This is a genomic window from Parafrankia soli (assembly GCF_001854695.1).
GTDB classification, from domain to species: Bacteria; Actinomycetota; Actinomycetes; order Frankiales; family Frankiaceae; genus Parafrankia; species Parafrankia soli.
On sequence record NZ_MAXA01000234.1, the window covers coordinates 51,328 to 58,440 of the forward strand.

Annotated in this window: 5 protein-coding genes and 1 pseudogene; 2 read left to right on the top strand and 4 right to left on the bottom strand. The window is 71.8% G+C overall.

Annotated elements, in window-relative coordinates; genetic code table 11:
* Positions 1 to 10: 10 nt before the first annotated feature.
* From BBK14_RS23785 to BBK14_RS37305, 4 genes and pseudogenes are all read right to left on the bottom strand, one after another.
* Entirely contained in the window at positions 11 to 1,201 is a 1,191-nt protein-coding gene (locus BBK14_RS23785) for an acyl-CoA dehydrogenase family protein (RefSeq protein WP_071065477.1), read from the bottom strand.
* A 33-nt stretch (positions 1,202 to 1,234) separates the two neighbouring features.
* A complete protein-coding gene (locus BBK14_RS23790; RefSeq protein WP_083391205.1) occupies positions 1,235 to 3,409 on the bottom strand; it encodes an AMP-binding protein in 2,175 nt (724 codons plus the stop codon).
* A 150-nt stretch (positions 3,410 to 3,559) separates the two neighbouring features.
* On the bottom strand, positions 3,560 to 4,141 hold the full coding sequence (locus BBK14_RS23795) for an acyl-CoA dehydrogenase family protein (protein WP_071065478.1): 582 nt from the start codon (positions 4,139 to 4,141) through the stop codon (positions 3,560 to 3,562).
* A gap of 102 nt (positions 4,142 to 4,243) precedes the next feature.
* Positions 4,244 to 4,384, bottom strand: a pseudogene (locus BBK14_RS37305) (amidohydrolase family protein); the annotation flags it as partial.
* A gap of 299 nt (positions 4,385 to 4,683) precedes the next feature.
* Here BBK14_RS37305 and BBK14_RS23805 point away from each other — a divergent pair.
* On the top strand, positions 4,684 to 5,520 hold the full coding sequence (locus BBK14_RS23805; protein ID WP_071065480.1) for an enoyl-CoA hydratase: 837 nt from the start codon (positions 4,684 to 4,686) through the stop codon (positions 5,518 to 5,520).
* Between the two features lie 98 nt (positions 5,521 to 5,618).
* Entirely contained in the window at positions 5,619 to 7,022 is a 1,404-nt protein-coding gene (locus tag BBK14_RS40545) for a flavin-containing monooxygenase (protein ID WP_241831801.1), read from the top strand.
* Positions 7,023 to 7,113: the final 91 nt, after the last annotated feature.

Here is a 7,113-nt window from a genome sequence, read left to right on the forward strand (position 1 = left end):
GGACCCGGCGTCAGGCCACGCGGGGCATCCCGAGGACGCGTTCGGCGATGAGGTTGCGCTGGATCTGCGAGGTGCCGGCCGCGATCGTGTACTGCAACGACCAGAGGTAGGCCCGGGCGATCTCGGCGCCGTCGAGGCCGTGGCCCCGCACGCCGCCCGTCGCCGCGCGGCCGAGAACGCGCACCGCGAGCTCGCTCAGCTCCTGGCTGAGCTCGCTGAACCGCAGCTTGACGGCGGAGCCGGTGGGTGCGGGCAGTCCGGTGGCCTCGGCCTCGGTGATGCCCCGCTGGGTCATCCGCCACAGCCCGTCGACGTGTGCCTCCAGGCGGCCGACGTGCCCGCGCAGCGCCGGGTCGTCCCAGGCGGTGCCGCCGCCCGGCGCGGGCACCAGCCGGGCCGCCCTGACCAGGTCCCGCAGCTGGGAGCGCAGGGTGATGATGTGCTGGGCGAAGGCGGTGCCACGCTCGAAGCGCAGGGTCACGTTCGTGACCCGCCAGCCGTCGTTCTCCGCGCCGACGAGATTGGCCACGGGGACCCGGACGTCGGTGAGGAAGACCTCGCAGAAGTGGCTCTCGCCGTCGATGGTGCGCATCGGGCGGACCTCGACGCCGGGGGAGTGCATGTCGAGGATGAGCCAGCTGATGCCGCGGTGTTTGCGGGCGTCGGGGTCGGTGCGGACCAGCAGCCCGCCGTAGTCGGCCACGTGCGCCCGGGTACTCCAGATCTTCTGGCCGTTGACGATGTACTCGTCGCCCTCGCGCACCGCGCTGGTGCGCAGGGAGGCGAGGTCGGAGCCGGCCTGCGGCTCGGAGAAGCCCTGGCACCAGACGTGTTCGCCGCGCAGGATGCGCGGCAGGTGGTAGGCCCGCTGCTCGTCGGTGCCCTCGGCGATCAGCGTGGGGCCGGCGTGCATCATCCCGACGAAGTTGACGCTGATGTAGGGGGCGCCTGCGCGGGCGTGTTCCTCCAGGTAGACGAGCTGCTGGGTGACGGGCAGGCCGCGGCCGCCGAACTGGCTGGGCCAGTGCAGGCCGGCGTATCCCGCGTCGTACAGCCTGCGCTGCCAGGCGGTGTCGTAGGCGCGTCGCGCCGGCCAGTCACCGGGGGGTGGGGGCGGGCCGTGCGCGGGCACCTCCGCCTGGAGCCAGGCGCGGAGCTCGGCGCGGAACGCCTCGTCCTGCTCGCTGTAGGTCAGGTCCATACGGTGTACCTCCGGCCGAGGGCTGCGGGGTGCTCAGGGCTGCTGGGTGAACAGCTCGCGCACGGCGGCCAGGTCGACCTTGCCCGAGGGCGTCCGGGGAAGAGCCTCGACGACTCGCAGCTGAACCGGCAGCTCGTAGCGGGCCAGGACGCCTGCCGCCGCCGCCAGGAGGGCCTCGGCGGTCACCGTGACCCCGGGGCGCGGCTCGACGGCCGCCACCGGAACGGCACCCAGCCGGGCATCGGGACGGCCGACGACGGCGGCGCCGCGCACCCGCGGGTCGCGTTCCAGGGCGACGCGCACCTCGTCGGGCAGGATCTTGAACCCCCCGCGGATGATCGCCTGGTCGGCGCGGCCGAGGATCCACAGGAAGCCGTCGGCGTCGATCCGGGCGAGGTCGGTGGTCCGGGTCCAGCCGCTGTCGGCACCGAGCTGCGCCGCCCGGACCTCCAGCAGCCCCGGTTCGTCCGGTCCGCGGGGTGCGCCGGTGTCCGGGTCGACCACGCGCAGCGCGCAGCCGGCGTGGGCGCGCCCGACACTGCCGCGCTTCGCCGCCCAGTACCGCTCGTGGTCGGCGAGGTTCCAGCCGGCGACGCCGCCGCCGAACTCGGTCGCCGCGTACGAGGTCAGCACCGGCACCCCGAACCTCGCCTGGAAGGCGTCGGCGTCCTCGGGCGACAGCGGCGCGGTACCCGAGATCACCGACCGCACGCCGGACAGGTCGGTGGGATCGAGGTCGGCGTCGAGGACCATCCGCAACGCGGCCGGGACCAGGCTGACGGTGGAGGGTCGATGCCGGCGCACGGCGTCCGCCCACTCCTCGACGCGGAAGCGTTCGAGCAGGCAGAACGAGCGGCCGTCGTTGACGCACTGCAGGATCCGGAACAGCCCGCCCAGGTGCACCAGCGGCGCGTTCACGACGACCACGCCACGGCGCAGCCGAAGGCCGGCGTCGGGACTGCGTTCGTAGTGCTTGGCCCCGGCGAGCACCCGCCGGAAGGTCTCGTAGGTCAGCGGAACCCGCTTGGGCGGGCCGGTCGTCCCGCTGGTCAGCATCTCGACCGCCACCTCGGGACGCAGCTCGCCGTCGTCCGGCGCCGGCCTGTCGCCGGTGACCTCCACGGAGCCGAGCGCGTCGCTGCCGAACCAGCGCACCCGTGGCGCGAAGGCGGCCAGGTCGGCCTGGCCGCCGGCGACGGTCGTGACGGTGAGAGAGCCGAGGTCGGCCCGGACCCGCTCTACTCCTCGTCCGGGGTTGACAGCGACCACGCAGGCGCCGGCCCGGAGCAGACCGAGGAGCAGGCCGAGCTGCGGTGGCCGGTTGCGCAGCAGCAGGGCGACGCGCTCGCCCGGCCGTACCAGCGGCGCGACCGCGTCGGCCGACGCGGCCAGCTCGCCCCAGGTGTGCCAGTGGCGCTCGAACTCGACGGCGGGCGCCGACGGGTCGAGAGCGAGCACCCTCCCGATACGCTCGCGGACCACCCGCTCCCGGAACGTCTCGGCCATGACCTCGGCCTCGTACAGGGGGAGGTCGCGGCCCCGGCGGATGGCGAGCCGGGTGCCGCGCACGGCCAGCGGGGCGTTGCGGTTGACGGTGCGCGCGATCTCCCGGGCCCGCTCGAGCAGCCGGTCGTGCTCGACGACCTCGGAGACCAGCCCCAGGTCGTAGGCGCGCTGCGCGCTCATCCGCTCGTGCCGGCCCATCAGCGCCATCCGCATGGCGATGTTGGTCGGCAGGGCGCGGGCCAGCCGTACCACCTCCCGGCCGGAGACCAGGCCGATGCTGACATGGGGGTCGAAGAACTCGGCCCGGTCGGAGGCGATGACGATGTCGCCGGTGGTGACGAGGTCGAGCCCGGCGCCGCAGCACAGGCCGTTCACGGCGGTGAGGATCGGCTTGGTCATCGTCCGGAACGGCGGCGTGCCCTCCTGGGGTGCCTCCCACTGTGGGAACGTCGACAGGTAGGGCTCGTCGTAGACGACCCGCCCGTCGTCGGGGATCTCGGTGACGTCGGCGCCGGCGCAGAACGCCCGGCCGTTCCCGGTGACGAGCAGGATCCAGACCTCGTCGTCGGCCTCGGCGTCGGCGTACGCCTGCCGCAGCTCCTTGACCATCGCCGGGCTCAGCGCGTTGAGCGCCTCGGGCCGGTCGAAGATGATCGTGGCCACCCGTTCCTCGACCTGGTACTGGATCGTGTCGAATCCCATGCGAACAGCCTTTCGCTCTACCGGCGGGCGGACCGGGTCGGTGTCTGCGCCCCGGTCACGGGGCGGTGACTTCGTCCCCGACCGCGGCACCGAGCCGGGCGGCGTGCCAGGACGCGGTGCCGAATCCGTTCTCGAGGACCCAGGCCCGCTTCAGGAAGTAGTGCGGGAGCATGTCCCAGCCACCTGGCCCGCGGGGATGTGGGGGAACACGGCGACGGGCGTCAGCGGGTCGAGGGGCGTGCCGCCCACGGGCGGTGGCAGGCCGGCGCGCGGGCACACCTCCACCCGGTCGTCGCGCAGCAGCAGGAGCACGTCGCACTCGTCGGCGTGCTCGACGACCAGCGAGCCGTTCGTCCCGTCGGCCGGCTCGGCGTTCGCCGGCCCGGCGTTCGCCAGGCCGGTGCCGGTCAGCTCGACGCCGGCGACCCGGACCCTTCCGTCGGCGGCGCCGGGGACGAACGGCGCGGCGAGGGTCGACCACAGCACCGGCCCGCCGGCGAGATGCTCGCCGAACTGCTCGAACGCGATGGCGGCCTCGATGATGCCGATCCCGGAACCGGCCTCGTCGACGAGGACGCCCAGCACACCGAGCTCGGCGAGAGCCGCCCACAGTCCAGGGTCGGTGGGCTTGCCGTCGCGGGCCGTGATGTCGGCGAGACCGAAGCGGTCCGCGCAGAACGCCCGGACGACATCGCGCATCGCCAGCTGGTCCTCGTCGAGGCGGAACTGCATGGGACGTCATCACCTACCGTCAGTCGCTTGAAAGACATCCTGGTACTACAGCGGGTCGCCAGTGGGGGCCGGTCGCGGAAGGTCGTGGAGCCAGTCGTTGAAGAGACGGGCCTTCGGTTCCCGGAAGGCGGGGATGCTGCGCATCGGCGTCCCGGTGAGCTCCCGCAGCGACTTCCCCTCCGGGTTGTCGCCTGAATAGAAGGCCATGTGGGCGCCGGGGCGGGCGGCAAGCTCGAACACCGGGAAGTCGAGGGGCGTGGCCATGATCTCAGCCTGTCACTCTCTGTGGGGGCCGACGGCAGCATGTTCTGGGTAAAATATATAGATGTTGAAAGTAAGGGTGGGTAGTCGGGCGACGCAACCCCGGACGCCTTGCGCCAGGGAACTTCGCCGGTCGTCTGGCGGCTCCGCGCGGAGTGGTGGCGCTGCTGGTTTCGTCGCGATTGCTCGCTTAACATCTATATATCTTGGATCCGGGTGGGTGCGGACCTGGGACGGCCAGGGCCACCGGTCCGGCCCGGAACTGTGCGAGGAGAGCGATCGTGAGCGAGAGCTTCATCGAGTACGAGGCGGCCGAGCGGATCGCGACGATCACGCTCAACCGGCCGCAGGCGGCGAACGCGCAGACGCTCGAGCTGCTCGACGAACTCGACGAGGCCTGGCGGCGGGCGGCCGCGGACCCGGACGTCCGAGTGATCATCTTGCAGGCCAACGGCAGGCACTTCTCCGCCGGGCACGACATCAAGGGCGTCGGTGCCAGCGGCGACGTCGGCGGGACCGGGGACGGGAATGAGAACGGCCAGCAGCCGAGCTGGACACTTGCCGGGATCTACGAGATCGAGGCGAAACGGTTCCTCGAGTACTCACTGCGCTGGCGCAACGTGCCGAAGCCGTCGATCGCCGCGGTGCAGGGCGTGTGCATCTCGGGTGGCCTGCTGCTGTGCTGGCCGTGCGATCTGATCCTCGCGGCGGACAACGCGACCTTCTCGGACCCGGTGGTCAACATGGGTATCGGCGGGGTGGAGTACCACGGCCACACCTGGGAGTTGGGCGCCCGCAAGGCCAAGGAACTGCTGTTCACCGGCCGGAAGATGGACGCCTACGAGGTCGAGCGGGTCGGGATGGTCAACCGGGTGGTGCCGCTCGACGAGCTGCGCCCGGCAACCCGGGAGCTGGCCGAGCAGATCGCCCAGATGCACCCGTTCGCGCTGCGACAGGCGAAGCGGGCGGTCAACCAGACCCTCGACGTGCAGGGCTTCTACGCGGCCGTCCAGTCCGTGTTCGACATCCACCAGACCGGTCACGGCCATGCGCTCAGCGAGTCCGGGCTGCCGTTTCTCCTGCTCCTGGACGGTATGAAGGCCCGGATCGGCAAGTAGTCGATCATCGTCCGCGGTCCTGGAACATTTCCTGAACGAATTGCGCATTCTCGCGACATCGCGGAATGAGGCCGGCTGATGAGTATCGAGGTGGGGGCGTGGCTGTGAGTGACGGGAAGACAGCGGAGGCACGGGCTCCCCGGCAGGGGAGTGCCGAGGCCCGGCGGTACGACGCCGTCGTGGTGGGCGCGGGGTTCTCCGGGTTGTACTCGTTCCACCGGCTCCGCGAGCAGAGGCTTCGGGTGCTGGTCCTCGAGGCGGCTGACAAGGTCGGCGGAACCTGGCTGTTCAACCGCTACCCGGGCGCCCGTTGCGACATCGAGAGCGTCGAGTACTCCTACAGCTTCTCCGCCCAGCTCCAGCAGGAGTGGAACTGGACCGAGCTCCTACCCGGGCAGGCGGAGATCGAGGCCTACCTGAACTTCGTCGCCGACCGGCTCGACCTGCGCCGCGACATCCAGTTCGACACCAGGGTCGCCGCGATGACGTTCGACGAGGACGACGCGTCGTGGCTGGTGGAGACGGCGGACGGCGAGCTGTTCGTCGCCCCCTTCGTCGTCGCCGCCACCGGCATCCTCTCGGCGCCGCTCGACCCCGGTATCCCGGGGCTCGACACCTTCGGCGGCACCGTGCTGTTCAGCAACCGGTACCCGCGGGAGGGTTTCGACTTCACCGGGAAGCGGGTGGCCGTCGTCGGCACCGGCTCGACCGGTGTGCAGGCCATCCCGGTGGTCGCCGAGCAGGCCGCCCACCTGTACGTGTTCCAGCGGTCGGCCGCCTACACGCTGCCCTCGCCCGCGCGCGCCTACGAGCAGGGTGAGTTCGAGGGCCTCAGGGCCCGGTACGACGAGATCCGGGCGGCGCAGCGGGCGGCGCACGTGGGGGCCGCCCGGACCAGCGCGTTCTCGGTGCTGGTCGACATGGCGGGCTTCCCGGCCCTGCGGACGGCGTCGCGCGAGGAGCGGCTGCGCGCCGTCGAGGAACGCGGCGTTCTCGGCGCGCTCTACTGGAGCGACGTCCTCGTGGACTCCGAGGCCGGCCGGCTGGCGACGGCGCTGTACGGCGAGGCGGTCGCGCGCATCGTGCGGGACCCGCGGACCGCGGCGTCGCTGGTGCCGACGTACCCGTTCGGCTGCAAGCGGCCGATCATCGACGTGGGCTACTACGAGACGTTCAACCGCGACAACGTCACGCTGGTCGACCTCCGCGCCGGCCCGGTCCAGGAGATCACCTCCTCCGGCATCCGCACCGGGCAGGGCTCCTACGACGTCGACGTCATCCTGTTCGCGACCGGTTTCGACGCGCTCACCGGCGCGCTGTCGCGTATCGACGTCCGCGGCCGGGGCGGTGCGCTGCTGCGCGAGCTCTGGAGGGACGAGGGCCCCGTCTCCTACCTCGGCCTGCAGGTGGCCGGGTTCCCGAACCTGTTCACGATCCAGGGGCCGGGCAGCCCGTCGGCCRCCTCGAACTTTCTCGCAGCCATGGAACACCATGTCGAGTGACTCCTCCGACGGCTGGAGCCGTCGGCTTCTCAGGCCGCTTCGGTGGCCTGACGGGCCAGCCCGACCCGAAGGATGTTGATCGCCGCGTTCA